Below are 25656 nucleotides of genomic sequence, written 5' to 3' on the forward strand. Positions count from 1 at the left end.
CAACGGGGGCATCTTTCGGGTGTATTACACATCAGGTAGGTTATTTAGGTTCTTGGTAAAACAAAAATAACACCCCGATTGCCCCTTACAAAATCAGCACCATAATTGGCGCACTACCCTTTTTTTGAAAGTTAAAAAATAGTCACTAATTGGCTCATTCACCCATTCACTCATTAGTCACAATGAAACTCTACGACATCGCACACAGTCGCGCCGGCGACAAAGGCAATACCTCAACCTTATCTTTGATTCCGTTCAAAGAAGAAGATTTTGCCTTTTTGTGCCACCAAATCACGGTAGAACGAGTCACCGAGCACTTAAAAAACATCGTTTCAGGCTCTATCACCCGTTATGAATTACTCAATATCTCTTCTTTACTATTTGTCTGTGAGCAAGCTTTACTTACGGGCGTTACTACTTCTCCGGCAGTTGATACCCACGGTAAAGCATTGAGTTATGCGTTGCTGGAAATGGAGGTTGACGGCTATCTGAAAAAATTCTAACTTTTTTTTCGGAAATGAACCTTTTTGCACGGTTTTTAGTATGAGAGTTATAAAAACTTTCTCTATGAAATCTATCCGAATCGCTGCGTGTTGTTGCTGTTTTCATTACTAAGCGATGGAAGGGGGAAATGTATTCATCGAAATCAAGAAATTGAGGCGCCCTTTCCCGCAAGAAAGGGCTTATTTTTGCAATCCAACCAATGCCATGACTTTAACTGAACAAGATTTATCTATCCCTTTTTTCGAGCGTCTTGCAGAACAAAACAGGCGTTATCAGTACCGACTTCCTTCCCGCAATGATGTTGGGAAATTTGTGGAAGAAATCATGTGCTTTTTGTTTCCAATTACCCAAGACTGCGGGAATTCTTCGACGGACTTGCCCGAAGCATATCAGCGACTGCAAAAACGTCTTTTGTGTTTGTTGGAACCCTTAAACGTAAATCTGGAAACGGGTAAAATTGCGGTTGCTGAGCAGTTTTTGACGCAACTCCCAACCATATACGAAAATCTTTTGCTGGATGCGCAGGCCATTACCGACAATGATCCTGCTTCGATTGGGATTGAAGAAGTAATCGCTGTGTATCCGGGTTTTTATGCTATTGCTGTGTATCGGTTAGCCCATGCCTTGGTAGATTTGGGCGTCCCGCTTCTCCCGCGGATGCTCACGGAACACGCTCATGGACTGACGGGGATTGATATTCATCCGAAAGCCAATATTGGACAATCGTTTTTTATTGACCACGGGACAGGAGTAGTGATTGGGGAAACCACCGACATTGGTAATAATGTTAAAGTGTATCAGGGGGTTACTTTGGGGGCACTGAGCGTTTCTAAATCGTTGGCAGAGACCAAACGCCACCCTACGATTGAAAATAACGTGGTGATTTATGCCAATGCGACTATTCTGGGCGGTAAAACCGTCATTGGAAATGATTCCATCATTGGCGGAAATGCGTGGCTAACTGCAAGTGTACCTCCTTTCTCGCAAGTCTATCACCAGAGTGACATCAAAATTCGGCAAACAAGTTTATAATTAGGAGTCAGAAGTGAGGAGTCAGTAACGAGAAATAAAATCATTACTGTTAACTTCTCACTTCTGAAGTCTCTCTTCTAAAACTAAGCCAATCCTCTCAAAAATCGCCTTACTGATTCCATAAAAATGGGTTCCAAATTGGGTAGATTAGGATGGGGTTGGGTTACCACAGACACCATCAAAAAGCCGTACGTTAGGCACCACCACTCGTAGAAAGTTTTAGAAACCATTTCAGCAGAGCGGGGACGGATTTGTACCAATGCTTCCCAAATCGGGTGGTTATTGAGCATGGCAAATTCGATTTGATACGCCTGTTTTGACTGGCAAAGCGCCCCTTCAATGTTGAACATAACCTGAAAAACCTCCGTTTGTTCTAGCATAAAACGCCACTGAATTTGGGCAAATTCAATGAACAGTTTTTCGGGGCTTCGGTATAAATTTTTGAGCTTCAGCAGTTCGTCGTGTAAGTAAGTAAACCCTTCGTTTCGGATGGTTTCCAATAATTTATCTTTATTATCGAAGTATTCGTAGAGAATCGGAGGGCTGTATTCAATCACCTCGGCAATTTTGCGGATAGAAACGGCTTGCCAGCCCTCTTCGCGGGCAATGTCGCGGGCGGTTTTGAGGATATCAGTACGAACCTGCTTACGCAGCCGCTCCCGACGTTCAATGATTCCCATGCAAGAAATTTTATGAGTTAGAGAAAATATCACACTGTTAAATTAAGTACAAAGAAAGCCAAATGTTGTAAAAAACCAAATGTTTTGCCAACAAAAAAGCCCCTCAATGTGCTGATTGAGAGGCTTTTTATGTCGAATAAGACAAAGGCGCTCTGGCCTTACTATAAAGATTCCAAAGAAGCTTTGATAGCTAAGAAATCCGGGAGATTGCCGGGATTGTCAAGAACTTCGGCGTATTGAATGGTTCCTTCACCGTCAATCACAAAAGCGGCACGTTTAGCTACGCCCGTCATTCCGAAAACAAAATTTTCAAAATAAACGCCATAGTCCTGAATGGTTTTTTTATTGAAATCTGAAAGTAAATCAAAGGTGTAGTTTTGCTCAGCCTTGAATTTTCCCAGACTGAAAACCGTATCAATCGAAATCCCTACCACTGCGGCGTTGAGTTTGGTATAATACTCAATGTCGTCGCGCATGGTACAGAGTTGGGCGGTGCATACACCCGTAAATGCCGCTGGGAAAAAATGGATAATGAGATTTGTATCTTTAAAATCTTCGAGCGAAACTTGTTTTTTATCAGAGTTGAAAAGTGTAAATGAGGGGGCTTTATCGCCTTTTTGTAATGCCATGATGGTTTTTGTTTGGTTTTATTTTTGCAAAAATAGAAATACCCCATTGAAAACTTGACAAATGCGTAAATGTTCGTAATTATGCCAAAAAAAATTCGCAAACAGTAGTCCACAGTTGGCGGTTTGCAGTCTCTATTTTTAATCAATCATTCATTTAACCATTCAATACCAATAAAAAATGCAGACCATTTGGGGAATAGACCTCGGCGGAACCAAAATCGAGGGAGTCGTTTTATCATCACCATCACCGGATGCGGTTATCATTAGTAAACGGATAGATACCGAGTCGCACAAAGGCTACCAACACATTGCTAATCAGATAGTAAGGCTAATTCGCGAATTGGAGGCAGAAACCGGTTATCGTGCCGAAAGTGTCGGCATCGGAACGCCGGGTACGGTAGAGCCTGCTACTGATTTGATGAAAAACTGTAATACAACTTGCCTGAATGGGATGCCGCTCAGAGCTGATTTGATGAAAACTCTGAATATTCCTGTTGCCATTGCCAATGATGCCAATTGTTTTGCCCTTGCCGAAGCTACGATGGGAATTGTTCCTGATGTAGTTCCTGATTTCAATTGTGTTTTTGGAGTTATTATGGGAACGGGCGTTGGTGGTGGTGTGGTCTTTCGTGGAAAAGACGGTCAACCTTTTGTGCTAAACGGTCGGCAGGGGATTGGTGGTGAGTGGGGGCATAATGAACTGGAATTCAATGGGTACGATTGCTATTGCGGCAAAAAAGGCTGCGTAGAGCAAGTACTTTCCGGACTGGCACTGCAACGATATTATGCCCAAATCAGCGGGAAAGAATTGAAAATGAAAGAAATTGTTGCTCGTTATTATGCTGATTCTGACCCGTATGCTTCCCAAACCATTGACCGTATGTTGGAATACTTTGGAAAAGCAGTTTCGGTGCTGATGAACATTCTTGACCCGGACGCGATTGTGTTGGGCGGCGGAGTTGGAAACATAGATTTGCTCTATACCGAAGGCGTTGAACGGGCTAAAAAATATATATTCAACAGTGGAAACGTCGAAACCAAAATCCTACGTCCTAAGTTAGGAGATAGTGCCGGCGTGTTTGGCGCGGCGATGTTGGCGGAGTAGTTAGCGGTTTACAGTTCACAATCAAAAATCACTAAATCACAATTCACTCATTCACTCATTAGTAAAGTATGAATCATTGGTTAATCAAGTCGGAACCTTTTGCGTATAGTTGGGATGATTTTGTAAAAGCGGGAAGGAGTGTGTGGGACGGAGTTCGTAATTATCAGGCGCGTAACAATCTGAAAGCCATGGCAGAAGGAGATTGGGCACTGTTTTATCACAGCAATGAAGGGATGGAAGTAGTAGGTATTGCGCAAGTGGCAAAAGAAGCTTTTCCTGATCCTTCCACTGATGACCCGCGTTGGGTAGCGGTAGAATTTGTGCCCGTACAGCGATTAGAGCGGCCTGTTACCTTACATCAAATCAAGGCAGATAATAGATTGCAACAAATTGCGTTAATTAGGCAATCCAGGCTGTCGGTCATGCCGATTCGGCCGGAAGAATTTGACCTAATCTTAAGTTTAAGCCAAAATGAAGACGCATAATAACCCAAAAAATCAACGTTTGCATCGATTTGCTTCGCGGTTTGCATTTTTTTGCTTATTGCTCACTACGTATTGCTCAATAGCTCAAACTGTTAAAAGAGTGGAATTGCCCCTGCCGGGCACCAATGAATCTTTTCATACCATTTCGCTGGGTGCAAAAGGGGTGGTTTTAGTTTCTCAACTTTCCAAGAATGCTTTCAATATTCAGAAGTTAAATGCTGATTTAGAAAGAGATTGGTCCATCAACGGTACCATTGAAGAAAATTTAGATTTTGTGAAATCTTCTTACGATGGGCAGTCGATTTATTTGCTGTTCACACGCACCCGCACTGATTTTTATCAAGTCGTAAAAGTTGGCATAGCGGGCTTTATGGAAACGTTTTACCTGACATCGGTGGACCGTTTTCAAATTACGGACTTTCAAACGCTCGGTTATTCGGTATTTATGGCGGGGACTGTTCGGGATGAACCTATGTTGCTTTACACCAATTTGGCTTCTAAACAAAGCAAAGTCCTTCCCGGGGTGACGCAAGCCAACACCGTTATCCAATCGGTTGATATTGATACACTTCACCATTTGGTCAATGTATGCTATGCGGCTCGGAAAGGCCGTGAAATTAAAATGATTTCCCGCACTTTCGATGAGTATGGACAAGCCGTTGGACAGGTAATGGTAGAACCGGAACCCGATTATTCGCTGTTGAACGGACGCCTGTTTATGCTTAACGATTCCACTAAGTTGATGATTGGAACGTACGGTTTTCGGAATATGCAGGGAAATAACAACAGCGCTTCGCAGGGGTTATTTTTGAGTAAAATTGTCTACGACGAAGTGGAGTTTACGCAGTATCACAGCTTTACGGATTTTAAGAATTTCTTCAATTTTATGTCTGACCGCGAGCAGGAACGGATGCAGCGGAAGATTGAACGGAAGAAAGAAAGCGGTGATGATGTCAAATTAAATTATCGATTATTGGTCCACGATATCATTGAACAAAACGGTAACTACCTGATTTCGGGTGAGGTATTTTATCCCGAATACCGCAACAACAACAACGGTCCTTACGGAATGAGTTCTTGGTGGGGCTCGCCGGTCATGTCGCCTTTGGGTTGGGGAGGAATGGGAATGTATCCTTCCATGGGTCTTTGGAATCCTTACTATTGGGATCCTTTTTACGGAGCCCGTCGTATGAACAATGGTCAGGTATTCAACGGTTTTATTTATACGCACGCCATTGTGGCAGGCTTTACGGCCAAAGGAGATTTGTTGTGGGATAATTCACTTCCTTTCGATAATGTCCGCAGCATGGAGTTGAAAGAGAAAGTGCGGGTTAAACCTAACGAAGACCAAACCGTGTCGATGTTTTATAGCAACAGAGGCACGATAAAAGCCAAAGTGTTTGACAAAGATAAAGTGTTGGCCGACACTCAGCCCATACCCATCATGACGGCTGATATGAGTGACCGTGTGCGCCAAACGACAACGGATGAAGTGTTGTACTGGTACGACAACTATTATTTAGCTTTTGGTTACCAACGAATTACCAGCGGTGACGGTCGTAGGAATGTATTTTATTTGAATAAGATTTCGTTTTAAATAGCCCATTGTTCACATACAATAGACTGAATTCACAACGGTGCTGTTGGTTGCTGATTTGCAACTGACAGCACCGAACTATTTAAAAAGCGATTACTTTTGTATCGGGACCTTAAACGGTTCCACTCTCCACTTTAACCTTTTGAAATGCAATTACTGACACCTCTACACTGGAAAGAATACGAATTGATTGATAGTGGTAATTTTGAAAAATTAGAGCGGTTTGGCGCGTATGTGTTGGCTCGCCCCGAGCCACAGGCGATTTGGGATAAGTCGCTTTCCGAAAATGAATGGAAGCAAATGGCGCAAGCCTATTTTGTGCGTGAAAAAAACTCGCCCGAAAAAGGCGAGTGGAAACTCACGAAAGGAATGCCCGAAAAATGGTGGACGTACTACCGCTACGCAGGCTTGAATTTGAGTTTAAAATGCTCGTTGACTTCTTTTAAACACGTCGGTATTTTTCCTGAACAGGCTGCTAATTGGGATTACTTGGAAGAAAAGTTAAGTGCTCTGCCCGTAGAGAAGCCTACCGTGTTAAACCTGTTTGCTTACACAGGAGCAGCTTCAGTAGCTGCTCGGCAAGCGGGTGCAGATGTGACACACGTGGATTCCATCAAACCCGTCGTGACTTGGGCGCGCGAAAACATGGAAGCCAGCAATTCTGACAACATTCGTTGGATGGTAGAAGACGCGTTTAAGTTTGTACAACGCGAAGTGCGACGGGGTAAAAAATACAATTGCCTTATCTTGGATCCTCCTGCTTATGGCCGTGGCCCTGCGGGAGAAAAGTGGGTGTTGGAAGAGCAACTCAACGACTTACTGAAATCCTGTGCCGAATTGTTGGATGAAAAAAACTGTGTCTTTATTCTCAATTTATATTCCTTGGGCTTTTCAGCTTTGATGGCCGAAAACTTAGTAGCCGACCGATTTGGGGCTGTTCCCAATGCCGAGAGCGGCGAATTGTACCTGCCCGACCGCGCGGGGCGTAAATTGCCTTTAGGAATTTTCTTTCGCTTTGCGAGTGTTTAACTACTGCCCCGTCAGTTGTTTTCTACATCTGGCAGGGCAGTGTTTTTTTACTTAATCTTCACTTTTGTGGCTCCGTAGCCAAATTTTTCCTTCTGAGCATCTTCAAAAAATTTCACGTTTTTGTGTTTGCTCATGCGGCGGTGGAGTTCCATTCGTAACACGCCGTTGCCTACGCCGTGGATAAACGTAATCTCGTCCATGCCGCTGGCGATGGCTTTTTCCAATTGAGTTTCAAAGGCATTCAGTTGAATTTCTACCATTTGGGTATTGCTCAACTTCAGAAAATCGCGGGTGAGTTTTTCGATGTGCAGGTCAATGACTGAAGCAGGTCGTTCAATTTTGGAGGGAGTGGTAGGTTCCGGTTCATTTTTTTCAAACATCTTTTCCATCAATGTTTGAGCATTGAGCGGCTCCTCAATTTTTTCGTCGGCATCAAGTTGGAACAGATAGGCGTCTTTGTCGAGAAGTGGCGCTTTACGTTTGTTTTTGAAAAATGTATTAGCTCGAAACTTCAGCCGTTTGCTCAAAGGAGCACGTTCGGGAGCAAAACCTATGGTAAAATACAGGCAATTGAACACAAATGTTCCCCAATCCTCGAAGTCCTTGATCAGTAAGTCCTGTACTTTCAGGCTGCTTTTAGCTTTCAACATTCCGCCCGAAAGGCCGCGTTGGTGGCGCTCGGTAGGCATGGTAAGGGTATAGGGTAAATCCCAATCGGTGTTATTAACCAAATGCAATACTAATTCGCGGTCGTTGAGCGGGACGAATGCCATGAAAATGCCTTTTTCAGCCTTAATTCCCGTTGGACGAGTTTCGGTAGCTTTTTCGGTAGGCTTTGCGCTTGCCTGTCCACGGAAAGCTTGTGCTTCCTGGGCCGATACGACGGCCAATTCACGCTTCATGACGGGTACACGAAATCCGTCTTCTATTTCAACTTCAATTACATTGTTGGGCAAAATGCGAGTAACAATGCCTGCTTCTTTGGAATGTACAAATCTAACTTTATCGCCTACGTTCATTTTGGTATACTGCGTTGTCTAATTCCGTCGTCACTGATGACGGTAAAGTGAAATTCAAATGGATGAAAACCTGTTTCTTGTAAGTTTAATAAAATTTGAGCGGGAGCTTCGGGATGAAATTGGGGAAGTCTGAAATATATGACCCCGATTGGGCGATACCCTTCTTTGAATATTAAGGTTCCAAAATCACTGTCAAAAGTAAGTATAAGTCGATGCTCGTTAATGGCGAATTCAATTACTTTAAAATCTTCTATACTTGGATTTTCTATTGAAATATGCTTAATGTCCCAGTTTTTAGATGCTAATAACTTAAAAGAAGCCATTGGGAAATTTTCGTCAGCTAACCATTTCATGAAGCCTGTTTTAACGGATAAGTAGGTAAGTATAATAGACCATCCTTTGCCATTTGGAGCATAAATGTATATACTGCTAATAAAGATTCGTGCGTTAGTCGAGGGTAATTCTCAAGAATCATTTGTTCTGTCCAACCATCACTTAATCGCTCAAGGATAAACTCAACTGATAACCGGGTTCCTTTAATGACAGGTTTTCCGTTTAGAATCAGAGGGTCTGCGTGTATATGGTCTTGCCAATTCATTTTACTAATAGTTTTTTACAAATTTATCTAATTTTCGGCGAACTCTAATCAATTGCCCTATTTGATTAATATCAAAGTCTCCTTTTACAGATAACGACTTTGCCTCCTAATAGTTCCCGAATGGCAGTACCGGCAGCCACGGTTCATAGCTAAATAATAAAGGCTGCCGCAATTGTTGCGACAGCCTTTATCTTTATTCGGACTCCTCGTTTCTCGCTCCTCAGGTCTATTAATAACGATATAGTTCTGATTTGTAAGGTCCTTCTACCGTTACACCGATGTAATCAGCTTGTTCTACGTCCAAAGTTTCCAATTTGGCACCGATGTGAGCTAAGTGAAGTTTAGCCACTTTTTCGTCCAAATACTTAGGAAGGATATATACTTGTTTTTCGTATTTGCCCGGGTTGGTGTACAACTCGATTTGCGCCAATGTTTGGTTACAGAAAGAGTTTGACATTACAAACGACGGGTGACCCATCGCACAGCCTAAGTTCACCAAACGACCTTCGGCCAATACGATGATTTCTTTTCCTTCTACTGTATACAAATCCACTTGTGGTTTGATTTGTATTTTGCTGTCGCCGTGCGTTGAGTTCAACCAAGCCATGTCGATTTCGTTGTCGAAGTGGCCGATATTACATACAACCGCCTTGTCTTTCATGGTTTTGAAGTGACGTGGCTTGATGATGTTGATGTTACCGGTTGCAGTTACAAAGATATTGGCGCGAGTAGCGGCTTCGTCCATCGTTACGACTTCAAAACCGTCCATCGCTGCCTGAAGCGCACAGATTGGGTCGATTTCGGTCACCAATACGCGGCAACCTGCCCCGCGAAGTGATTCGGCCGAACCTTTACCTACGTCACCATAACCGGCAACGACGGCTACTTTACCGGCCAACATCAAGTCAGTAGCACGACGAATCGCGTCTACCAATGACTCTTTACAGCCGTATTTGTTATCAAATTTAGATTTTGTTACCGAATCGTTTACGTTGATGGCAGGAAGATACAATGTTCCGTTTTTCATACGCTCGTACAGGCGGTGAACACCGGTTGTCGTTTCTTCTGACAAACCGCCGATACCCGCTACTAATTCAGGATACACGTCAAACACCATGTTGGTTAAGTCACCACCGTCGTCCAAAATCATGTTAAGTGGCGCGCGCTCTTCACCAAAGAAAAGTGTTTGCTCAATACACCAATCAAACTCTTCGGCAGTCATGCCTTTCCACGCATATACTGAGATACCCGCTGCTGCAATAGCTGCTGCTGCGTGATCTTGAGTTGAGAAGATATTGCAGGAAGACCAAGTTACTTCTGCGCCCAATGCTGTAAGGGTTTCAATCAAAACGGCCGTTTGAATGGTCATGTGCAAACATCCTGCGATGCGTGCGCCTTTCAAAGGCTTTGATTCACCATATTCAGCACGAAGCGCCATCAAACCTGGCATTTCGGCTTCTGCCAAACGCATTTCTTTGCGGCCCCAATCGGCCAATGTGATGTCTTTTACTTTGTACGGTACGTACGTTCCAGTTGCTGTTGACATTTTGTATCTTAAAAATTAAACTTGTTTGCTGTGTTAGAATGATTCTCTAATTCTGATACAAAATTAACAGGTAATTGAATGAGAATTGTACTTTTTAGGGTAAGAAAATAGACGGTTCTTCTAAAAAAAGATATTTTTTGGCATAATAACGGGTATAATACCCATTATTTTAGATAATACATTATAAATAGGTGGTATTTGTAGATATTTTATCTAAGTCGATAAATGCAAAAATAATGGTATTATCCCGTGTTATGGGTTAGGCATTCGGCATTTTTATAGTTGTTGTACCTTCCAAATTTACCCCTTTCATTAGAAAAATTTTGACAAAATCGAAACTATCTAAGCAAGAACTTTTCGATTTTTCAATCCATTTATTTCAAAAAGTTACCGTTGTCCCCGGTTTCACACTTTCATCAGAAATAGTGGAAGAAGCCTATAATTGGTGCGGAACTATTGACCCTAAAGATGTTTTATAGGTAGCTTTGACATTACAACTCGCCGGCTCAAAGTTTATTACTCGTGACAGTATTCTGCACAACGGCTTAAAGGCAAAAGGTTTCGATAACGTCGTAATGTTTCACGAAGTATTTGGAAGCAGACTTCGTAAACCCCTAAAAATCCACATCCAACCCCAACAACCGCTGTAAGTCAAGCAAAGCAGGATTTCTTTCGGCGAGGGCGTTGAATTTTTCCTGGGGGGTGTAGGGGTTACGTTTTACTTCGTTGGGGGCAATACGGTGCGTGATTTGGATTTCACGGTTTTGAAGATTTCGGCGTAAATAGCCGAGCAATTGTGGTTTTACTTCGTTGAGCAATGTTTCCTGGTGGAGATTATCCAATACCAACTCAATCGTCGTTCCTTCCAGTTTAAACTCCCGATTGAGCATGATTTGCTCGCTGACTCCGCCGCCTTTCTGTTCCCGTAAGCGCGAGAAAGCTTCCCACGTTTGGTTCAACTCTTCCAAGGAAAACGGCTTGTCCGTCGTCCAAGTCAGCGATTCAGGTTCAGGGGTGGCGGGTGTAGCTGTTTTGACGGGTTCGGGCGTAACTACCACGGAGGCATTGAGATTGACCGTAGAGCGAAGTTTTCCCAAATTTCCATTATTGGAGGCGTTCTGGTAGGTAATCGTCGGCTCATTGGTCATGGACTGTTGAGCAGCAACAGGTGACTGGGGAGTAACCCCTCCCTTCTCACTCCTGGCTTCTGACTCCCGGCCACTCCTCCCTTCTACATTAGGCTTTTTTTTTTCGTCTTCCGCGAGGGCGTTCAAATCCAGTACGTCAGTGAGTTTGGCGAGTTTCATCAGGCACAACTCCACGTGCAGGCGCTGCTGTTTGGCGGCTTTGTAATTGATATCGCACTGACTTCCTACGCTCAAGGCCGACAACAAAAACGAAATAGGAGATTTAGCCGATTGGTCAATGTATTTGTTTTTGGCCGTTTCCGATACTTCCAGGAGTTGAACGGTAGAAGGGTCTTTGGAAACCAACAAGTTACGGAAGTGTTCCAGCATCCCGATGACAAACAAATGCCCGTCGAAGCCTTTTTTGAGTACTTCGTTGAAAATCAGCATACTCTTCGACAAATCGCCCGCCAAAAGTGCATCCGTCAGACGGAAATAGTAATCGTAATCAAGGATGTGCAGGTTTTCGAGAACGTCTTTGTAGCGAACCGTTCCGTCGGTAGAAAACGTGACGTTCAAATCAAACATCGAGAGCGCATCGCGCAAACCTCCGTCGGCTTTTTGGGCAATGAGTTCTAAGGCTTCCCTTTCGGTTTTCACACCCTCTTTTACGGCAATTTGCTCGATATGGTCGGCGATGTCGCGCGGCTGAATCCGGTTAAAATCGAATATCTGACAGCGCGACAAAATCGTCGGTAAAATCTTGTGTTTTTCCGTCGTTGCCAAGATAAAAATGGCGTAGCTGGGCGGTTCTTCCAAGGTCTTCAAAAATGCATTGAAAGCCGACGACGACAGCATGTGGACCTCGTCTATGATGTAGATTTTGTACTTGCCCGTTTGAGGCGGGTAGCGCACTTGGTCAATCAAATTACGAATATCATCTACGGAGTTGTTGGAAGCCGCGTCCAACTCGTGCACATTAAACGACGCATTATTTTGAAAAGCCACGCACGAATCACACTCTCCGCACGGCTCTATTTCATCGGTAAGACTCTGACAGTTAATGGTTTTCGCCAAAATACGTGCATTGGTCGTTTTGCCTACCCCGCGCGGGCCGCAAAACAAAAATGCCTGTGCCAAGTGATTGGTGCGAATCGCGTTTTTGAGGGTAGTTGTAATGTGTGACTGTCCAACAACCGTATCAAATGTAACGGGGCGATACTTCCGAGCCGATACCACAAAATTTTCTGCCATGGTCGCAAGTTAGCAAGACAACGGCTGAATTCAAACAGAAAAAAAAAGGCGGGTCGTTAACTAAAAAATTATCAGGATGTTATCCATAAAAACTTAACTTTGGTATAAAATAACCGGCTATGAAAAAACGAATTTTACTCCTTGCTTTTATCACCCATTTCGGGTATTTGTACGCCCAAAATTACGAAAATCGTCCCGCTCCCGATGATGCACCTCGGAAGCTGAGGCACATGGCTTCGCTCTCGTTGGTGGCGGCAATTCCGCAGGGGCTCTTTCGCGACCTTAACAATCACGTCGGATTCGGCCTCCGTGGCAATGTGACTACCGCCGTCAGGCACTTTCCGATTCAAATCGGCTTCGACGGCGGGTACATCACGCAGCAAACTGCCCGGAGAGAATTCAAAAACGGCAACGCCACTTTTCAGGATCGCTATAAAGTAAAAGCAAACAGCAATGTAGTTTCGCTGGGATTTACGGCGCGTTTTGACCCATTTGCCCACCAACGTCATTTGCCTGTTCAGCCATTCATTGACGGTACGGTGGGAACCAATGCGTTCTTTTCTTCCGTTGAAACAGCCTATTATGACAACGGTGAATGGAATAGCAAAAACACGAATACAAAACCCCGATGGGCTTATATGTACGGTGGGTCAGTGGGCGTTGGGATTCCCGTAGGCAAGCAGATGCGCATTGAAGTAAAAGGGTCCTATTATTTCGGCGACCGAACCAAATACAAGACTGACCCCGTGATTGATGCACTCGGTACGGTAGAGTTTACAGAGAAAAAATCGGAAACGACCATGTTAATTCCGCAAATCGGACTCAATTGGCTATGGTAAACAAGGCTTTTTGTATTCGTAAAAATTACCAAAACTGAAAGCGACAACTTTGAATTCATAACGGGGAAAAAGTGTTCATCCCGAAGAGAAGTTAAAATCCCACCATAATGATTGAAACATTTAAAAGAAACTGGAAAAGTTATCTCATAGAGGCATGGACATTGGGTATGTTGATGGGCGCTATTTGTCTTTTTGTCATCTTAATGGAGCACCCCAGCGTTGGCTTAAACCAAAAAATTACTTCCGCGTTTTTACGACGCTTGCTGATTGCCTTAGGAGTAGGAATCACTGTTTGCTTGGTCATTTATTCTAAGTGGGGTACAAAAAGCGGTGCTCACATGAATCCTGCCTTTACCTTAGCCAATTATCAGTTGAATCGAATTTCGCTCACCGATGCCGTTTTCTATATCATATTCCAATGTTTGGGGGCAGTACTCTTTATGTATCTCCTTAAATGGTTGGCCTTTGACTTCATTGAGCATCCCAATGTTACGTATGCCGCCACTGTTCCGGGCCATCAGGGAATAGCGGTTGCCTTCGTAGCTGAGGCAATTTTAGCCTTTGTTCTTTTTGGCACTGTACTCATTATAAGCAACAGCAAATTAGCAACTTATACGGGCTACGCTGTCGGTTTTCTGGTCTTTTTATTCATTGTTTTTGAAGCTCCTCTGTCGGGTATGAGTATCAATCCGGCGCGAAGTCTGGGTTCAGCCATTCCTTCCCATATTTGGACGTCTTTTTGGGTGTATTTGGTCGCTCCCGTCGGCGGAATGCAATTGGCGGCTTATTTATACCGAAGATGGTACCTCAGCCAAACGGGGGAATGCAGAAGTATTGACTGTTTTATGAGTGGCAAACAACACCAAAACGCCGTTTATTACGTAACTCAGTGGTTTGAAAAAAAGCAAACCGGGGAATTAGATACCCACGTGAATAAAATAGCCGACAACTAAGTTCTTATAACTTGCTCACTTCATCGCCTACCCGAATTGTACCTTCCTGAATAACCTTGGCGGTAATGCCTCCGTGCCCGCGCATGGCATTGTAGCCGCCTACACCAAAGTGTTCTTCCATGCGGCTGCACGGTTGACACAATCCCGTCATTTCTAAAATCACATCTCCAATTTGAATACGGTGGTCTTTGAGTGCCAATAGGTTGATGCCTTTCACCACGATATTCCGTCGGGTCAGCGCCGGGTCGATGGATTCTTTTCCCAAATAAGAAGCTACGGCGTCCAGATGCTCTGCCTGAATCAACGTAACCTGACGCTTGCTGTCGGCAGTACCTTTGTAACGATCGCCTTCCAATCCCTTCCCGATGTGCGCATAAGTTTCCGTCACCGACTGCATGGGTTGGCGAGACGCAGGCCGAACCTGTATCAAAACCACTTCGCCTGCCTGCGAAAAATGGCTCATGAGTTCTTTGAGGGGTGATGGGTCTGTAAACATTTTAGATTGTTTTAATTGGAATGATGGTTATTGAAGGACGTTACAAACGCACATCAAATTAATTCCACTTTCACTAAGCCTTTCAACCCCGAATAATCTACTGCGCTACTGTATAAATAATCTTCGGGATTTCCCACAATTTCCTGTCGAACAGGATTTTCATGAATATAATTCAGCTTTTGTTCAATAAAGCGATTGCTTTCCAATAGAACAGGGTGATTTCCGTCTTGCCAAACCTTGAATTGTTCCGCTCTCCGTGTTCGATACGCCTCAAAGCCAAACTTATCCAAGAGCCAATCTCGGCGGCTTTCTTCCCTTGTTTGGATAGTGTCAATAATGGCCTTTGAAGTATATTTCTTAAAATCCCGAAGAAAACCTGACATCGTTTGCGGCTCTTCTATACGAGCCATTAAATGCAAATGATTGGACATTAACACCCAGGCAAACACCACTAACCCTTTTTTCTCAGTACAATAATTGAGCGATTCAACAATAATGTGCTTGTATTCTTTACGAGTAAAAATATCAATCCAATGAACCACAGTCATTGTCAGGAAATAAGCAGCCTGTTGGTCATCAATAAAGTAACGGTCTCGGGCCATTGTTTTGAATTATTTTAGTAGCATCTGTGCGTTACAAACGCACAGCTCGGATGTTCGCGCTGTAAGCGCAAACCAACATTTTTGTTAGTTTGCGTTTGTAACGCAAACCCCTGAGAAGTGCGTTTTCAACGCACGTAAAAAAACTATTCAGGATTCAGAAAATCCTTACAACAGCTAATCAAATCAGGAAAAAAAGCGCGAAAATAGGCTTCATAAACCGACTCATGCAGAAACAATTCTTCGCTTGCTTTTTCTATACCTTTCAAAAATGAAAACCGTTGCGACATTCCGTTAAACGAACGACTCATTCCTTCCCTAAACTGATAATTATACAGCCAATCGTATTTTCGCATCGAATCGACCAAAGAAAGTGACTCTTCGGGTAGAGTCGAACGGTTTTTTAGTAGTACGGCATAAATATGCTCCGTAAATTCTTTCAACGGCTGCGCGTGATAGTCCGCAAAATGCTTGGCCAGAAAATAGTCAAAATACATATCCATAATGATGCCTCGGTATTTCCCAAAACTCGCGGGAAGCGACTGACGACATTCTTGGCCAATGGGATGTGTATCGGTAAATGAATCTATTTGGCGGTGCAGTAAAATCCCCTCTTTGATGGCCTCGTTGTAGCGGGCATTTCGGGGGTGATTGAGTCGTCCTCGGGCAAAATCTCCCAACAAATTACCTACAATGAGCGGTTCTTGGTCAAAAGACAAATAAAAGTGAGCCAGATAATTCATTTGTGATTAGTGATTGGTGGTTTAGTGATTGGCAATTTACTGCCCACTGAATACCGCCGAATGATGCCTCTCAACCTGTACACCGAATTTGCGTAAAAATTCTACTCCTTCATCTATCCCGATTCCTTTGTAGGCTGCATAAGAATTTAAATAAATCACCCGCTTGATTTTCATGGTGTATATCACCCGCGCACAGGCAATGCACGGTGACAGTGTTACGTATAAGGTCGTTCCTTCCAAATTGGCCCCGTTTTTGACTGCGTACAAAATAGCGTTTTGTTCGGCATGAAGTGCCAAAGAACAACTTCCTTTGGAATCACGCGGGCAACCGTGCTCAGGGAATTCTTCGTCGCAATTGTGCGTTCCTGACGGTGGACCGTTGTATCCGATTGAAATAATCCGTGTATCTTTGGTGAGGACCGACCCTACCTGTGCTTTGATACAGTGCGAGCGCCGCGACAGGTTTTGGGCCAATTCCATAAATATATCGTCAAAGGCAGGTCGTTTTTGGGAATTCATACGTTTGTAGCAGGGCGTGTTGCCTTTAAAGTTTTTTTAGATAAGTGTCAATTGTGGGAATACAGGCCGCAAAGTAACGAAAAGAACAGGTATGAAGTACAGTCCGAGAGTAATTATAGGTGTCCTTTTTATCATGCTGAACGCATCTTCTCTCCTTTTTTCCCAAACCCAAACCATCACCCTCAAGTCTGAACGACTGAAGGTGCAACCTAAAGGTTTTTACATCGCCGAGGTGATTGACAGTCGCCCCATTACGACAAATATCGGCAAGGTTTGGAGTCGTCCGCAACCCCTAACTGCGGTATTGCAAGGCGGTACTTCCAAAGGGATTGAGGCATTTTTGAATCGAAATTTTAATCCTTCCAAAACCGATAGCCTTACCCCTATTGTTCTAACCATCAAAGAATTACGCATCAGCGAGATGCTCACGCCAGCTAATCGCGTAGATGGAGAAATCAAAATGGTTTTGGGCTACGAAACCTACCGAGAAGGTCGGCGGGTGTATCTCACGGGCGGCAACGCGACCACTACTTACACTCGGGCGGGAATTCCTCCCGAAGAGATGGTGGAACCCCTGATTCGGAAGTTGTTGGAAAACGAAATGAAGGGATTTAACGATTGGTTTGCCAAAGGAATCAAAACCTCTGATTTGTTGGTCAAACAGGTAAAACTCATTTTTGAAGAAGACTCCACGCTCGTTTCCGACGGCGATACCGTATATTATCATTCCAACCGACCCCTGACCTGGAAAGACTTTTTGGGCGCCCCGGCCGTGATAAGTCGCTGGGCGGCTCAGGTATTTACGAGTTTTGGATTTGAAGCGCGTTCCACGGTCAGTAACCGAGTATTGGAACTCCGTGTTCGGACCAAAGTATGGATTGACAAAACCATTTCGTGGGGACGGGCAGACTCCAAAAATGACTACGTACTCGACCACGAACAACTCCATTTTGACATCACACGTCTAACCGCCGAACGGTTTAAGCGACACCTACGCACCATGACTTTTTCGGTTGAAGATTACAGTAGTGAGCTACAATACCAATACATTGAGTTTTACCGACTGCACAGCCAACTTCAAATGCAGTACGACGACGAAACAAGTCACGGAATCAACCGTCCTGCTCAAGCTCAATGGGTCAAAAAAGTACGGGACGAATTGCGGAGTTATGGAGTGAAACCCGCTCGGCAATAGATTTCCTTAACGTCTATTTCGCAGACACCACTTCAATATCAAACACCAAAGGAGAATTGCCCGGAATGTCAGACCCTGCGCCTCTTGAACCATAACCTAACGAAGAAGGAAAAATAAGCGTAGCGCTTTCACCCACTTTCATTTTGGCAATCCCTTCGTCAAAACCTGCCACGACCTGCCCCAGGCCCAAATTGAAGTTGAAGGTACCCGAATCAAAACTTTTATCAGACAGGAGTCTCCCAGCATATTTTACGGTTATAATTTGACCCACTTTCAGAACTGCTCCCGTCGCATTGGGCTTGGTAAGAATATACCGTAAACCGCTGGCCGTTTTCTCCGTAATTGTTAAATTTTTGCTTTTGATGTAGTTTTCTATTTGTTGCTCTTCAGTGCCGGAAACTTCCTGTTCTTTATTACACGCTACCATCATCACTGAAAGGATAACTACTGCTAACAGACTTACTTTTGACATACCACGTACGGATTGATTGTTAAATTTATTTAAGGAGGACAAAGGTAATAATTCATTAAGGCAAATTTTTTATTCTTCCTAATTGTCCTATTTTTACATAAAAATAAGTTTCAAAATGACGGTATATAATCTGTATGATGAAATTGCCGAACTTATAGCAGGACTAAACCCTGATAAGTTAAAAGGCATGAAAGCATCTGAAGAAATGCAACAACGGCTTGAATATTTAATCGAAAGGTCAAAGAATAATCAAATTGATCGAAAAGAGAAAGATGAACTCGATCACTACATTGTTTTAGAGCGACTTATCCGATTGGCAAAATTAAGAGCCTCAAAAAGATTAGCTGCATGAGCCGTTATGTGGCTGATTCTTTACGTAAGTTAGTAGCTGAAAGAGCCAATTTTTGTTGTGAATATTGCCTTCTCCCCGCCGAAAATTCCTACTTTGGCTTTCATATTGAACACATAGTAAGTTTGAAACATGGTGGAAAAACCGAAGCGGACAATCTTGCCTACTCCTGCCAAATATGCAATCTGAATAAAGGCACAGACCTCGGCACCTATTTAGATAACCCTCTGAACTTAATTCGTTTCTTTAACCCAAGAATTGATAATTGGCAGGATCATTTCGAAATTCTATCAAGTGGTCTTTTACGGGCAAAAACGCAAATAGGAGAAGCTACTATCAAGATTTTAGACTTGAATCACCCTGATTCTATTATTGAACGACTTGAAATGATTTAACCTATGCAGATTATTAATTCAACCCTCCAAGATTTATCGGCCATCATGAGCCTCTATGACGAAGCCATTGCGCATCAAAAAGCCGTTAGCGACTTGGTTTGGAAAGGGTTTGACGAGGAAGTGGTCGTTAATGAAATCAACGAAAACCGTCAATGGAAAATCATGATGGAAAACGAAATTGCCTGCGTTTTTATGACGGCTTACAATGACCCCGCCATTTGGGACGAAAAAGACAGGGATTCAGCCATTTATGTTCATCGTATAGTTACCAATCCAACATTTCGAGGAAAAGGCTTTGTTCAAATCATCACGGATTGGGCAATGGATTATGCTCGCTCCAACAACATTGATTTTGTAAGGCTTGATACATGGCAGGACAACGCCAAACTGCACCAAATCTACCAAAAGGCAGGTTTTACGTACGTAGGTATCAAGTCAATCACTCCCACAAAAGACTTACCAAAACACTATTGGGGAACAAAATTAGGACTGTTTGAAATCAAAATTTCGGCGCTGTAGTTGCGGGTGCAAGCACCCTGCAACGGCAAAATTTCAAACCTTAAATAAAAAATTGGCTTTGTTGAATGGTGGGTCCCGATAAACGTGTGCATACATTACTATTTTATGCAGCGCTTTTTTTAGCATACCAAAGTTATTCGGCTTTTTTAAATACCCATTTGCCCCACTTTGGAACGTTTCCTCAATGTCTTTTTCAGAGGATGAAGTTGAATAAATAGTAACTACAATCTCTTTTAATCTTTCACTTTGTCTTATTTCTTTCAAACATTGCAACCCATTTTTTCGAGGCATATTCAGATCCAGAAAAAGCAAGTAAGGCATCGGAGTTTCTTCTTTGCTGAGGTAATCCATTAATTCCACTCCATCTTTCACAGTATATACACTCGTTTTTAATTTTAATTCATCCAATGCTTCAGAAAAGAGTTGACGGTCGTCTTCATCATCATCTGCAATAACTATGGTTAGGGGGGGGGTATTCATCTTGTTTTTTCTTAGTTAAAGGGAAAGTAAATATCAAATTTGGCTCCCTTGTTCAGTTCACTTGTAGCAGTAATGACTCCATTGTGGTTTTCCACTATTTTCTTTACAATGGCAAGCCCCATTCCTGTCCCTTTGTATTTTTCTCTTCCATGCAGGCGTTGGAACACTTCAAAGATTTTTTCGCTGTATTCGGGCTCAAAACCTATTCCATTGTCAGAAACAACGATATGGCAATATTTTGCTTCCCGCAGCCCTTTTTCGGGCCAATCCGACGGCAACTCACTTTCCAATTCATCCCCTTGCACCACATTGCTTTTTATCTGTATGTGAGGCGGTGTATCCGAATTTGAAAATTTGAGTGCATTACTGATGAGATTATGAATAAGTTGGCGAAACTGAAAAGGAATTATATTAACGACAGGGAGGTCAATGGTTTCAATGGTTGCCTGTTTTTCGTCAATTGTTTCTTTCAAATCGGCTATTATTTCGTTAACAATGGTGTTCAGGTTTGTTCTCTTAAATTTTCTCACTTCATTGTTTGTCCGGGAATAGTTAAGTAAATCGTCCAAAAGTGTTTGCATTCTGACCGCCGCATTCTGCATTTTTTTGAAGTAACTTTTACCATTATCCGTTAAATTTTCATAGTCTTTTCCGACAATCCGCGAAGCAAACATTTGAATACTTCTGAGCGGCTCCTGCAAGTCATGACTGGATATATAATTTAAGGATTCCAATTCTTTGTTCGCAACGATTAATTCACTGGCCCGTTTTTCTTTTTCTCCGTTTTGAAAGAAAAGTTCTTTGTTGGCAATGACCAATTCGGCGGCCCGTTTTTCCTTTTCTCCGTTTTGGAAGAAAAGTTCTTTGTTGGCAATGACTAATTCAGCCGCTCTTTTTTCTTTTTCTCCGTTTTGGAAGAAAAGCTCTTTGTTGGCGATGACCAATTCCGCGGCCCGTTTTTCCTTTTCTCCGTTTTGAAATAGTAATTCTACGTTGGCAATAACTAATTCTGCAGCTCTTTTTTCTTTGTCTTCATTTTCAAAAACGAGTTCTTTATTGGCAATAATCAGCTCTGCGGCCCTTTTTTCTTTTTCTCCATTTTGAAAAACGAGTTCATTATTTGCAATGACCAACTCTGCAGCCCGTTTTTCTTTCTCTTTATTTTCATAAATCAGCTCGATATTCGCAATGACTAATTCAGCCGCTCTTTTTCCTTTTTCTACGTTTTCAAAAAGAAGCTCGTGTTGTAGATTTTGTGTATTATGCAGTTCGGTATTTATCCTGAAATAGGAAACTAAAAGCATCAGTAATGCGCACACAGACAGCACAGTGAGAAAAAATGGGGTTTTAAACGAAAGCTGTGTATAATCTTTAGTACGAAGTGTCAGAAGTTGGTTTTCTGCCTTTCTCATCACTTCAATGTGATGCTTCACGTAGGCTATTTTTTTTGCTTCCTCGATACTGCCGACCTTATCATACTCCGGTACTTTTCCTGCGGAAGTGTTTTTTATGTTTACCAATCCCTCAACTATAGCCAAGTTCAATTTTTTAAGGTTTTGGATTTGCTCCGGATTATCTTTTAATAAACTATCCAGTAAATGCTGTTCAACCTTGAGGCTATTTAAAGCTAAATCTCTTTTTTCGAGCATCACTGCTTCGCCAGACAGGAGATAGCCGCGGTGTTCGCTTTCCGCTTCCAAAAGAGAGGATGAAAGTTTTTGCAGCGATTGATTCACCTGATTAGTATGATTCACCCAATTGGAAATATCAATTAGATTTTTTATTTGAAAGAATAAATAGATAGAAAGTCCGACCAGAAAAATGGTAGTTATCACATAAATAAGTCGGACTTCTAAAAGTGAATGTCTGTTTTTCTTCATAATAGCTACTTTTTAACAATCGAAATGGCTCATTTCCTGCAATGTACCACTTAAATACCGCCTTTGTTGGTTCGGCATCCAACTATTATGACCATTTACCGTATTGATATATACGATTGCCGATTATTATCTCCAAATAGGGGCACTCTTACGTCCAATAAGCAAAAAATTACCTTTTGCTTCAATGCCCGACAGGGTACAGAAAATCTCAAAATCTCTTGAAAAATTAATTCTTTCCGTTATTTTTGTTTAGCTATATCGGCACCCCACAAATATCCACCCATTGACGAGTAAATTTCTGTGATTGAGGTGTTTATCTTCGTGGTATCAAACAGTACCTAATCCCCACATAAGCGATGAAAAAGTGGTATCTGTTCTTCTTCATTTTGGCCTCAGCCGGAAGGCTCCTTGCCAATTCAATCCTCATTCCGATGGACGATAAACAGTCCAATCACCTCAAAGCCTACGGCGTGGCTTATTGGGAACTCAAAGCCGACCAAGAGTTAGATTGGTTGCTCAATTACCGAGGTGGGAGTTTCCTGATGAAGTATTCCACCGCGTTGGAAAAAGAATGCCGGCTCCGCGATGTGTCTTTTGATGTGATTTCGGACGCTACTACCAATTCCATTCTCAAATACGTCACCAATCCCGACGTAAACATGGATGCCGTAAAGCTCCACAAAGCCGCCAAAATCGTAGTGTACAGTCCTATTAAAGTCAGCAGCGCCTCTTTTGAAGACACCGACGCCGTGCTTTTGGTGCTCAAATACGCCGAGATTCCCTTTGAAATCGTGTATGATGAGGAAATCATGAAGGGAGATTTGTCCAAATACGATTGGCTGCACCTTCACCACGAGGACTTTACGGGGCAATTTGGCCGCAACCGCCGCCGAATGAGCATTGCAGATATTCAGGCGCAGGAAAACATCGCCAAAAAATTTGGTTACAAAAAAGTATCGCAGTTGAAGTTAGACGTAGCCCGTACCATCAAAGGCTTTTGCGCGGGAGGCGGGTATCTGTTTGCCATGTGCTCGGGAGCCGAATCGCTCGACGTAGCCCTGGCCGCTGAAGGAGTGGACATCGTTCCGTCGGTTTTCGACGGCGATGGCGTGGATCCTAATGCGCAGTCTAAATTGGATTTCAGCAAAACGTTGGCCTTTGAAGATTTCAAATTGGAACTCAGCGGCGACGACGATTACCGCGGCGGCGGGATGTCGTTTTCCACCATCAATTCATCATCAGGACAAGGATGGGGTGAAGAAACCAACAGTTATTTTTCCCTCTTTGATTTCTCCGCCAAATGGGACGTGATTCCTGCGATGCTTGTTCAAAACCACGAAGCATTGATTCGGGAGTTTATGGGGCAAACCACGGCCTTCAACAAAAAAACGGTAAAGTCCAGTGTTTTGGTCATGGGACAAAGCAAAGCCTCCGACCGCTATATTTACGGAGAGTTGGGTCGCGGACAGTTTACGTTCTACGGCGGCCACGACCCCGAAGGACAACGCGGCTTTCACCGAATGCCCACCGACCTCAATCTACATCCGCACTCCCCTGGCTATCGCCTGATTCTCAATAACGTGCTTTTCCCTTCGGCTAAGAAAAAGAAACGCAAAACGTAGGGATGAGGTAAAAGGAGAAAGTTAAAAGTGTAAAGAGATAGGGAGGCCGCGTGATATTTTTCCGCGCTGTCTTTTTTATGTCTTTAGAAATACATGGATTATTTTTAGATTAGTTTTGGGAATATGAAAGGTAAGACTGCTGCGATGAACTGTAAAATTTTTGTAAATTTGAGGTTATAATTAAGTTATTTAAAAAATGAAAATATCGCTAAAGAAATATTCATCCTATTTCGGGTTAATCGAATTTAAAACGAATGTTAGTAATATGTCACTTATTAATATTCGCGAAAATGACATAATTACTGCTTTCATTAACTTTGAAGAAAATATCAATCCCTATTTACAACTTAGATAATGACGAATGGAATTTAATTCTTGACCATGCTTTTGCAAATTGTTTTTTTATAAACATTAATTCAGATGGTCTCGTTAATTTCGCTGAAGGTGACGAAGATTATGGTCAGTTTTGTTTATATTCCCCAAATGAATTGAACGATTTTGTTAATATCCTACCAATTTTTGGAAACATACAGAATGAAAGCACTAATTTATTTAAAGAGTTTCAACTTGACAAAATAGTTGATCTCTATTTATTATTACCTGGATTCAACACAAATAGCCTTACAAGTATTGATAGCATTTCTAAAGTGCTCCCAAAAGAATTATTTAATAAATTAATGAAAGGGATATTTGACCTTAATGATTTCGCAGAAAATACATATTATTCATTAAATCAATACATTAAAGAAAACTCTTTAACTGACAAACTGGAGTTTATTTCAATTTCAAATATCCCAGTTTTGGTTAATGAAAATTCGACATATATAAATTCTGATTCAGCAATTATAGATATGTTTCCTTATTTAGGCTTTAAAATTAAAAATGAATTTTCAACACAGTTTTTATTTGATTATTTTAAAAATTCAATAGACGGAAAAATACTATTCGAAGAAATAAAAGAATCATTACTAAATCATACACCTTTCAACAAGTTGAAAATTAAAGCGCCTAAAGATAAAATTTCTCAAATAAAATATTCGGCTGCTTTTCGTCTTCAATATGAAGCATATAAATATGACACAAGTAAAATAAGCAATCATATAAACGAGCAAATTAGAGATTTAAAAGAACTTTATAAAGTAAGAAGAAAGGTTGTTCATAAATTTATTCATGATAAAAAAATTTTTAATTTTTTGGACACTTTAAGAAATCCATTGCCGTATAATATCGAAAAGAGCTATAGAAGTTATTTAAGATCGGCTGATGATATTGACAGGTTGACTCTCGGCGGAAAGCTTTACAATCTTATTTTACGTTCAATTATTTTTTATCCATTAGAAGAAATAATTTACTTAGGTTTTGATACAAATGAACCTAATATTTCTGAAATCATTAGAACTATCAAAGACAATAAACCTATTTCAGATGGCACATGGGTTGAGTTATTTAATAAATTGGCAACAGTTATTTATAAAAATGAAAATATAGAACTCAAATATTTTGGCTCATTTATTAGAAAAGTAAACAAAACAATAATTCCAATCTTAAGGGATATGGTTCCACCAAGAAATGATGTTCATCACTATAGAGAACATTTTACTGTATGGCTAAAATTATTGGATAGCAATCTACCAATAATTTTAGACGCTTTTAGAAATGCCTTTTCTGATAGCTTAATTATCCAGATCATTAACCAAAATTATAAAAAAGATGGATTATATATTAAGGCAAAAAAGATTATGGGATATGAAGTTGATATCGAAACCATAGAGTTTAGTACTGCTTTAAATGGCAAATATTTTATAGAAAACGAATTAATAGTTTATAATAAAACTTTGGATTATACTGTTCCTCTTAACAATTTTTTCAAGGTTGAAATTATAAAGAGTGATTCAATTAAGATGGGAATTATTGGGAATTTTATAAATGGTGTTCCAACATTTGATTATTAAGAATCAGAAATAGACATTCAATGTGTACTTCGTATTTA

General features: G+C 41.8%; 28 protein-coding genes. 14 read left to right on the top strand and 14 right to left on the bottom strand.

Annotated features, from left to right (window positions below; genetic code table 11):
• Positions 1-182 precede the first annotated feature (182 nt).
• Both Q0081_RS03885 and epsC read left to right on the top strand, forming a co-directional pair.
• Entirely contained in the window at positions 183-503 is a 321-nt protein-coding gene (locus tag Q0081_RS03885) for a hypothetical protein (protein ID WP_298349561.1), read from the top strand.
• Positions 504-708: 205 nt separating this feature from the next.
• Positions 709-1536: a serine O-acetyltransferase EpsC gene (gene epsC, locus Q0081_RS03890; RefSeq protein ID WP_298349566.1), complete on the top strand. Its 828-nt coding sequence runs from the start codon at positions 709-711 to the stop codon at positions 1534-1536.
• 83 nt (positions 1537-1619) lie between these two features.
• Here the strand turns inward: epsC and Q0081_RS03895 are convergent, their stop codons facing one another.
• Both Q0081_RS03895 and Q0081_RS03900 read right to left on the bottom strand, forming a co-directional pair.
• Entirely contained in the window at positions 1620-2216 is a 597-nt protein-coding gene (locus Q0081_RS03895) for a TetR/AcrR family transcriptional regulator (RefSeq protein WP_298349569.1), read from the bottom strand.
• A gap of 161 nt (positions 2217-2377) precedes the next feature.
• Entirely contained in the window at positions 2378-2845 is a 468-nt protein-coding gene (locus Q0081_RS03900) for a redoxin domain-containing protein (RefSeq protein ID WP_298349571.1), read from the bottom strand.
• 178 nt (positions 2846-3023) lie between these two features.
• Between Q0081_RS03900 and Q0081_RS03905 the strand changes: the two genes are divergently transcribed.
• From Q0081_RS03905 to Q0081_RS03920, 4 genes are all read left to right on the top strand, one after another.
• A complete protein-coding gene (locus tag Q0081_RS03905; RefSeq protein ID WP_298349573.1) occupies positions 3024-3950 on the top strand; it encodes an ROK family protein in 927 nt (308 codons plus the stop codon).
• A gap of 68 nt (positions 3951-4018) precedes the next feature.
• Positions 4019-4435, top strand: a complete 417-nt coding sequence (locus Q0081_RS03910) for an EVE domain-containing protein (protein ID WP_298349575.1) — start codon at positions 4019-4021, stop codon at positions 4433-4435.
• 100 nt (positions 4436-4535) lie between these two features.
• Positions 4536-6032 (top strand): hypothetical protein, encoded by a 1497-nt coding sequence (locus Q0081_RS03915; protein ID WP_298349577.1) that lies wholly within the window; start codon positions 4536-4538, stop codon positions 6030-6032.
• 147 nt (positions 6033-6179) lie between these two features.
• Complete coding sequence (locus Q0081_RS03920; protein ID WP_298349580.1) at positions 6180-7061, top strand: class I SAM-dependent methyltransferase; 882 nt, start codon at positions 6180-6182, stop codon at positions 7059-7061.
• A gap of 47 nt (positions 7062-7108) precedes the next feature.
• Here Q0081_RS03920 and Q0081_RS03925 read toward each other — a convergent pair whose 3' ends face one another.
• The 5 genes from Q0081_RS03925 to Q0081_RS03945 form a co-directional block, all read right to left on the bottom strand.
• Positions 7109-8080 carry a Smr/MutS family protein gene (locus tag Q0081_RS03925; RefSeq protein ID WP_298349583.1) on the bottom strand — a complete coding sequence of 324 codons (972 nt, stop codon included), beginning with the start codon at positions 8078-8080 and terminating at the stop codon, positions 7109-7111.
• The gene (locus Q0081_RS03930) at positions 8077-8433 is read right to left on the bottom strand and encodes a DUF5615 family PIN-like protein (RefSeq protein WP_298349586.1); all 357 of its coding nucleotides are present in this window, start codon (positions 8431-8433) and stop codon (positions 8077-8079) included. Before Q0081_RS03930 ends, Q0081_RS03925 begins: the two co-directional genes overlap by 4 nt.
• On the bottom strand, positions 8430-8678 hold the full coding sequence (locus tag Q0081_RS03935) for a DUF433 domain-containing protein (protein WP_298349588.1): 249 nt from the start codon (positions 8676-8678) through the stop codon (positions 8430-8432). Before Q0081_RS03935 ends, Q0081_RS03930 begins: the two co-directional genes overlap by 4 nt.
• Positions 8679-8907: 229 nt before the next feature.
• Positions 8908-10224, bottom strand: a complete 1317-nt coding sequence (ahcY, locus tag Q0081_RS03940; protein ID WP_298349589.1) for an adenosylhomocysteinase — start codon at positions 10222-10224, stop codon at positions 8908-8910.
• A gap of 614 nt (positions 10225-10838) precedes the next feature.
• The gene (locus Q0081_RS03945; protein WP_298349591.1) at positions 10839-12605 is read right to left on the bottom strand and encodes a DNA polymerase III subunit gamma/tau; all 1767 of its coding nucleotides are present in this window, start codon (positions 12603-12605) and stop codon (positions 10839-10841) included.
• A 119-nt stretch (positions 12606-12724) separates the two neighbouring features.
• Between Q0081_RS03945 and Q0081_RS03950 the strand changes: the two genes are divergently transcribed.
• Together Q0081_RS03950 and Q0081_RS03955 are read left to right on the top strand one after the other, a co-directional pair.
• Positions 12725-13444: a hypothetical protein gene (locus Q0081_RS03950; protein WP_298349592.1), complete on the top strand. Its 720-nt coding sequence runs from the start codon at positions 12725-12727 to the stop codon at positions 13442-13444.
• Positions 13445-13551: 107 nt separating this feature from the next.
• Positions 13552-14397, top strand: coding sequence for an MIP/aquaporin family protein (locus Q0081_RS03955; RefSeq protein ID WP_298349594.1), 846 nt, complete (start codon positions 13552-13554; stop codon positions 14395-14397).
• Between the two features lie 4 nt (positions 14398-14401).
• On the opposite strand, the gene Q0081_RS03960 is transcribed toward Q0081_RS03955, so the two are convergent.
• The 4 genes from Q0081_RS03960 to Q0081_RS03975 form a co-directional block, all read right to left on the bottom strand.
• The gene (locus Q0081_RS03960) at positions 14402-14893 is read right to left on the bottom strand and encodes an MOSC domain-containing protein (RefSeq protein ID WP_298349597.1); all 492 of its coding nucleotides are present in this window, start codon (positions 14891-14893) and stop codon (positions 14402-14404) included.
• 53 nt (positions 14894-14946) lie between these two features.
• Positions 14947-15495, bottom strand: coding sequence for an REP-associated tyrosine transposase (locus tag Q0081_RS03965; RefSeq protein ID WP_298349599.1), 549 nt, complete (start codon positions 15493-15495; stop codon positions 14947-14949).
• Positions 15496-15638: 143 nt separating this feature from the next.
• Positions 15639-16235 carry an ACP phosphodiesterase gene (locus Q0081_RS03970; protein ID WP_298349601.1) on the bottom strand — a complete coding sequence of 199 codons (597 nt, stop codon included), beginning with the start codon at positions 16233-16235 and terminating at the stop codon, positions 15639-15641.
• 36 nt (positions 16236-16271) lie between these two features.
• Entirely contained in the window at positions 16272-16754 is a 483-nt protein-coding gene (locus Q0081_RS03975) for a dCMP deaminase family protein (RefSeq protein WP_298349602.1), read from the bottom strand.
• 133 nt (positions 16755-16887) lie between these two features.
• Between Q0081_RS03975 and Q0081_RS03980 the strand changes: the two genes are divergently transcribed.
• Entirely contained in the window at positions 16888-17949 is a 1062-nt protein-coding gene (locus Q0081_RS03980; protein WP_298349605.1) for a hypothetical protein, read from the top strand.
• A gap of 13 nt (positions 17950-17962) precedes the next feature.
• On the opposite strand, the gene Q0081_RS03985 is transcribed toward Q0081_RS03980, so the two are convergent.
• Positions 17963-18421, bottom strand: coding sequence for an FKBP-type peptidyl-prolyl cis-trans isomerase (locus Q0081_RS03985; protein WP_298349607.1), 459 nt, complete (start codon positions 18419-18421; stop codon positions 17963-17965).
• Positions 18422-18536: 115 nt separating this feature from the next.
• Between Q0081_RS03985 and Q0081_RS03990 the strand changes: the two genes are divergently transcribed.
• From Q0081_RS03990 to Q0081_RS04000, 3 genes are read left to right on the top strand one after another with little or no spacing between them, the layout of a single operon-like run.
• Complete coding sequence (locus tag Q0081_RS03990; protein ID WP_298349608.1) at positions 18537-18773, top strand: hypothetical protein; 237 nt, start codon at positions 18537-18539, stop codon at positions 18771-18773.
• Entirely contained in the window at positions 18770-19165 is a 396-nt protein-coding gene (locus Q0081_RS03995) for an HNH endonuclease (protein ID WP_298349610.1), read from the top strand. The genes Q0081_RS03990 and Q0081_RS03995 overlap by 4 nt, the downstream gene beginning before the upstream one ends.
• A 3-nt stretch (positions 19166-19168) precedes the next feature.
• Positions 19169-19684: an N-acetyltransferase gene (locus Q0081_RS04000; RefSeq protein ID WP_298349612.1), complete on the top strand. Its 516-nt coding sequence runs from the start codon at positions 19169-19171 to the stop codon at positions 19682-19684.
• 33 nt (positions 19685-19717) lie between these two features.
• On the opposite strand, the gene Q0081_RS04005 is transcribed toward Q0081_RS04000, so the two are convergent.
• Positions 19718-20164: a response regulator gene (locus Q0081_RS04005; protein ID WP_298349614.1), complete on the bottom strand. Its 447-nt coding sequence runs from the start codon at positions 20162-20164 to the stop codon at positions 19718-19720.
• An 11-nt stretch (positions 20165-20175) separates the two neighbouring features.
• The gene (locus tag Q0081_RS04010) at positions 20176-22044 is read right to left on the bottom strand and encodes an ATP-binding protein (protein WP_298349616.1); all 1869 of its coding nucleotides are present in this window, start codon (positions 22042-22044) and stop codon (positions 20176-20178) included.
• Between the two features lie 356 nt (positions 22045-22400).
• Here Q0081_RS04010 and Q0081_RS04015 point away from each other — a divergent pair, with 356 nt between their 5' ends.
• Positions 22401-23666, top strand: coding sequence for an asparagine synthetase B (locus Q0081_RS04015; protein ID WP_298349618.1), 1266 nt, complete (start codon positions 22401-22403; stop codon positions 23664-23666).
• Positions 23667-23983: 317 nt separating this feature from the next.
• The gene (locus Q0081_RS04020; protein WP_298349620.1) at positions 23984-25618 is read left to right on the top strand and encodes a hypothetical protein; all 1635 of its coding nucleotides are present in this window, start codon (positions 23984-23986) and stop codon (positions 25616-25618) included.
• The last annotated feature ends 38 nt before the right edge of the window (positions 25619-25656 follow it).

Source organism: Runella sp. (assembly GCF_027484545.1).
Classification (GTDB): domain Bacteria; phylum Bacteroidota; class Bacteroidia; order Cytophagales; family Spirosomataceae; genus Runella.

What these genes read in the sequence shown, in the direction of transcription:
- Q0081_RS03885 (WP_298349561.1), top strand. Translation starts at nt 183, where the DNA reads ATGAAACTCTACGACATCGCACACAGTCGCGCCGGCGACAAAGGCAAT.
- epsC (WP_298349566.1), top strand. Translation starts at nt 709, where the DNA reads ATGACTTTAACTGAACAAGATTTATCTATCCCTTTTTTCGAGCGTCTT.
- Q0081_RS03895 (WP_298349569.1), bottom strand. Translation starts at nt 2,216, where the DNA reads ATGGGAATCATTGAACGTCGGGAGCGGCTGCGTAAGCAGGTTCGTACT.
- Q0081_RS03900 (WP_298349571.1), bottom strand. Translation starts at nt 2,845, where the DNA reads ATGGCATTACAAAAAGGCGATAAAGCCCCCTCATTTACACTTTTCAAC.
- Q0081_RS03905 (WP_298349573.1), top strand. Translation starts at nt 3,024, where the DNA reads ATGCAGACCATTTGGGGAATAGACCTCGGCGGAACCAAAATCGAGGGA.
- Q0081_RS03910 (WP_298349575.1), top strand. Translation starts at nt 4,019, where the DNA reads ATGAATCATTGGTTAATCAAGTCGGAACCTTTTGCGTATAGTTGGGAT.
- Q0081_RS03920 (WP_298349580.1), top strand. Translation starts at nt 6,180, where the DNA reads ATGCAATTACTGACACCTCTACACTGGAAAGAATACGAATTGATTGAT.
- Q0081_RS03925 (WP_298349583.1), bottom strand. Translation starts at nt 8,080, where the DNA reads ATGAACGTAGGCGATAAAGTTAGATTTGTACATTCCAAAGAAGCAGGC.
- Q0081_RS03930 (WP_298349586.1), bottom strand. Translation starts at nt 8,433, where the DNA reads ATGAAATGGTTAGCTGACGAAAATTTCCCAATGGCTTCTTTTAAGTTA.
- Q0081_RS03935 (WP_298349588.1), bottom strand. Translation starts at nt 8,678, where the DNA reads ATGAATTGGCAAGACCATATACACGCAGACCCTCTGATTCTAAACGGA.
- ahcY (WP_298349589.1), bottom strand. Translation starts at nt 10,224, where the DNA reads ATGTCAACAGCAACTGGAACGTACGTACCGTACAAAGTAAAAGACATC.
- Q0081_RS03945 (WP_298349591.1), bottom strand. Translation starts at nt 12,605, where the DNA reads ATGGCAGAAAATTTTGTGGTATCGGCTCGGAAGTATCGCCCCGTTACA.
- Q0081_RS03950 (WP_298349592.1), top strand. Translation starts at nt 12,725, where the DNA reads ATGAAAAAACGAATTTTACTCCTTGCTTTTATCACCCATTTCGGGTAT.
- Q0081_RS03955 (WP_298349594.1), top strand. Translation starts at nt 13,552, where the DNA reads ATGATTGAAACATTTAAAAGAAACTGGAAAAGTTATCTCATAGAGGCA.
- Q0081_RS03960 (WP_298349597.1), bottom strand. Translation starts at nt 14,893, where the DNA reads ATGTTTACAGACCCATCACCCCTCAAAGAACTCATGAGCCATTTTTCG.
- Q0081_RS03965 (WP_298349599.1), bottom strand. Translation starts at nt 15,495, where the DNA reads ATGGCCCGAGACCGTTACTTTATTGATGACCAACAGGCTGCTTATTTC.
- Q0081_RS03970 (WP_298349601.1), bottom strand. Translation starts at nt 16,235, where the DNA reads ATGAATTATCTGGCTCACTTTTATTTGTCTTTTGACCAAGAACCGCTC.
- Q0081_RS03975 (WP_298349602.1), bottom strand. Translation starts at nt 16,754, where the DNA reads ATGAATTCCCAAAAACGACCTGCCTTTGACGATATATTTATGGAATTG.
- Q0081_RS03980 (WP_298349605.1), top strand. Translation starts at nt 16,888, where the DNA reads ATGCTGAACGCATCTTCTCTCCTTTTTTCCCAAACCCAAACCATCACC.
- Q0081_RS03985 (WP_298349607.1), bottom strand. Translation starts at nt 18,421, where the DNA reads ATGTCAAAAGTAAGTCTGTTAGCAGTAGTTATCCTTTCAGTGATGATG.
- Q0081_RS03990 (WP_298349608.1), top strand. Translation starts at nt 18,537, where the DNA reads ATGACGGTATATAATCTGTATGATGAAATTGCCGAACTTATAGCAGGA.
- Q0081_RS03995 (WP_298349610.1), top strand. Translation starts at nt 18,770, where the DNA reads ATGAGCCGTTATGTGGCTGATTCTTTACGTAAGTTAGTAGCTGAAAGA.
- Q0081_RS04000 (WP_298349612.1), top strand. Translation starts at nt 19,169, where the DNA reads ATGCAGATTATTAATTCAACCCTCCAAGATTTATCGGCCATCATGAGC.
- Q0081_RS04005 (WP_298349614.1), bottom strand. Translation starts at nt 20,164, where the DNA reads ATGAATACCCCCCCCCTAACCATAGTTATTGCAGATGATGATGAAGAC.
- Q0081_RS04010 (WP_298349616.1), bottom strand. Translation starts at nt 22,044, where the DNA reads ATGAAGAAAAACAGACATTCACTTTTAGAAGTCCGACTTATTTATGTG.
- Q0081_RS04015 (WP_298349618.1), top strand. Translation starts at nt 22,401, where the DNA reads ATGAAAAAGTGGTATCTGTTCTTCTTCATTTTGGCCTCAGCCGGAAGG.